2 protein-coding genes are annotated in these 2,225 nt (G+C 61.8%); one reads left to right on the top strand and one right to left on the bottom strand.

What is annotated here, in order from left to right:
* Nucleotides 1-161: 161 nt before the first annotated feature.
* The gene (locus ABIB00_RS38880; protein WP_247343631.1) at nucleotides 162-944 is read right to left on the bottom strand and encodes a protein phosphatase CheZ; all 783 of its coding nucleotides are present in this window, start codon (nucleotides 942-944) and stop codon (nucleotides 162-164) included.
* A gap of 313 nt (nucleotides 945-1,257) precedes the next feature.
* On the opposite strand from ABIB00_RS38880, the gene ABIB00_RS38875 reads away from it, so the two are divergent.
* A complete protein-coding gene (locus tag ABIB00_RS38875) occupies nucleotides 1,258-2,058 on the top strand; it encodes a L,D-transpeptidase (protein WP_354107995.1) in 801 nt (266 codons plus the stop codon).
* Nucleotides 2,059-2,225 lie beyond the last annotated feature (167 nt).

The following is a 2,225-nucleotide window of genomic DNA, read 5'->3' as shown; positions in this document are numbered from 1 at the left end:
ATTGAGCAACATCATTGTCTCCAGGTTGAGTGATTCAGCAACCTCAGTCTGGCCTCAGACCTGGTCGCTATCCACTCCCCATGGAATCTTCGCTTCGCTCGCAATGACGAAAAAAACGCCGGCTTGCGCCGGCGTTTTGTTTTTCAGAGTGTCGCGTCTGCTTAGTCGAACAGCGCGTCGATGTCGTCCTGCGAGGCGTGGCCGACGTCGCCGGCGAGCTTCGGGCCGTTGAGGAGTTTTTCGTCCTCGCTGCGGGTGTCGGCGGCCGGCGCGGGCACGTGGGACTTGATCGCGTCGACGCCGCCCCAGATCTCCATCATGGAGTTGATGTGCTGCTCGATGAACTTCATCGTGCTCATGACCTTGCTGATGCGCTGGCCGGTCAGGTCCTGGAAGTTACAGGCTTCGAAGATCGAGATGACGCGTTCCTGGATGTCGTCGGCGAGCCGTTTCTGCTGATCGGCCGATTGCACCTTGGACATCGCGCTGGCCGCTTGGTCGATCGACTCGGCGGCTTCGAGGATCTGCTGGGTCGCCTGTTCGGTGCCGCCGACGACCGCGCCGAGCTCGCCATTGACCTTGGCCATTTCGCCGCCGTCGAAGCTCTTGCCGTGCAGCGTCGCGATCTCGCGCTTGGTACGGTCGATGGCGTCGTGGATGAGGTCGAGCTCGACCTTCAGCTTCTCGCACTGCTCGATCTGCGCCCGGTAAGTATCGAGCATGGTACGAGCTTCGGAGAGCTCGTGAGCGGTGGAGGCGTCGATCGCCGCCATGGCCGCGCTGCCGGACAAGGGCGGAGTGCCCTTCGCCATCTGTGCACGGATCGCACGCAACTCGGACATGATCTCGCTATGCATCGGCGGAGCCTCCTCAATCATTTCGGGGCTTGGCATCTCGCCGACAACAGCCTCTTCGACACGAAAACGTTTGCGGTGAATAGCCATCAAGAACTCCCCCCACCTCACTCACGCGTCGTTTTAGGCAGAAGCGATTTAACACGAAGTTCACAGCCGGAACTGTCGTGCGGTCGCGTGCGACGGCGTGAAAACCTGCAATTAACCATCCGTGCGCGCCGTTCACCGAAAATAAACGCTGATCGCCAAATTGCCCCGCCGCTCGCGACGTGGTGAATCGAAACGCCGGCTCCGTTTACCAAACGAAACGGCTTTTGCTCTTTATTGACCACGTCGAGGGCGCGGATCAGCCAGATGCGTTCGACGGCGAATGTAACTAGACGAAACAGTACAGAGTACGTCGATGTTCAAAAAAATGTCTGTCGCGCTGCTCGGCAGCGCTTGCACCTTCATGGCCGGCGCCAACAGCGCCAGCGCCTTCGACAATAGCGTGCCGAACGATCCGCCTGCGGTACTTTACCAGCCGCAGGTGCCGCCGGCGCCGGTGCGCGTCGCCTCCAACGCGAACATGGGCGGCGGCTTCATCGAGTTCATGTTCGGTGAGGGGCCCGGCCGCGGTCCGGCCTATGCTCCGCAGCAGCCGATGTATCAGCAGCAGCCGGGCTATTACGACCAGCGCCGCCTGCCGCCGATGGGCGAGCCGCAGATGCAAGGCGCTGGCGTGCAGCCGGAGGCGGTCGATCCGCGGCAGCGTCAGTTCGATCCGAGATTCGAGAAGCAACTTGTTGACTATAGCGGCAACGAAAGTGTCGGCACCCTGGTGGTCGATACGCCGAACAAGTTCCTCTATCTCGTCGAGGGCAACGGCAAGGCCATGCGCTACGGCATTGGCGTCGGACGTCCCGGCTTCACCTGGTCCGGTGTGAAGTCGATCACGGCCAAGCGCGAATGGCCGGCCTGGACGCCGCCGGCGGAAATGATCGCTCGTCGCCCCGACCTGCCCAGGCACATGGAAGGCGGCCCGGAAAATCCACTCGGCGCCCGCGCGATGTATCTCGGCTCCACGCTCTACCGTATCCACGGCTCCAACGAGCCCTGGACCATCGGCACCAACGTCTCTTCCGGCTGCATCCGCATGCGCAACGAGGACGTCATCGACCTCTACGGCCGCGTCAATGTCGGCACCCGGGTCGTGGTGATGTAGACGCATCGCGCTCGAAACTAAAACGGCCGCCTCGTGGGCGGCCGTTTCTGTTGTGTGCCGAGTATGGACGAGAGCTTGGAGGTGGAAGTCCTCTATCCAGCCTGATGGCGGCGAAGGATTAGCGAAGCGCAAGGGCGTCATCGTGAGGTGGGGTCTGAAGACAGCGT

It is taken from the genome of Bradyrhizobium sp. LB14.3 (genome assembly GCF_040547985.1).
Classification (GTDB): domain Bacteria; phylum Pseudomonadota; class Alphaproteobacteria; order Rhizobiales; family Xanthobacteraceae; genus Bradyrhizobium.
This window is presented reverse-complemented; position numbering and strand designations above follow the sequence as displayed.